Origin of the sequence: Paucibacter soli (assembly GCF_037482845.1) — a bacterium.
GTDB classification, from domain to species: Bacteria; Pseudomonadota; Gammaproteobacteria; order Burkholderiales; family Burkholderiaceae_C; genus Paucibacter_B; species Paucibacter_B soli.
Window position 1 is genome coordinate 1 of record NZ_JBBHJW010000039.1, and the last position, 561, is coordinate 561.

Annotated in this window: 1 protein-coding gene; it reads right to left on the reverse strand. The window is 64.2% G+C overall.

Features of this window, described 5'->3' with window-relative positions; genetic code table 11:
* Positions 1 to 156: 156 nt before the first annotated feature.
* Positions 157 to 561: transposase (locus WG898_RS25175; RefSeq protein WP_339605520.1), on the reverse strand; the 405-nt coding region annotated here is incomplete at its 5' end.

A 561-nucleotide genomic window follows, 5' to 3' on the forward strand; every position in this document is an offset into this window, starting at 1 on the left:
TAACGAAGCTGTCCAATAACCCCAATCCCACAGCCACGCCCACCGTTCGGCGCGCATGATTGCCTGCAAATTCGGATTGCGTGGTTCATCGGTGAAGTCTGGTTTGTGAGCCAGGTTTTCGGCGTCTGACGGCGATTGTGCCGCTTACCGTCCGGGTTATTGAACCCCGGTTTGCCCGAAGCCCGCTTTCGAGAGCTTTTCGATGTTGTGCACCATGCAGTACAGGCTCCACTGCGCACGGACCTTGGTGTGTCCCCGGTGGTTCAAGCGGTTCAGGTGCTTGTTGTGCCGCAGGTTCGCGAACACCGGCTCGACGGTGCCGATGCGCTGGCTGTACAGCTGCCGGCCTCGGGGTGAATCGATGGCCTGGCGCATGCGCTCGCTGGGATGGCCGGGGTCTGGCACCTTGGGCAGGAAGCGGCTGAGCTGGCGCCCCCGCGGGGCCTGTTGTGCCCCGCCGCGGCTCTTCAAGCATTGCGGGCGCAGTGCGCAGCGGCCGCAATCGGCGGCGTTGGCGATGTAGATCTGGTAGGGCTGGCCGCTGGCTGAGCGGTGGATGCC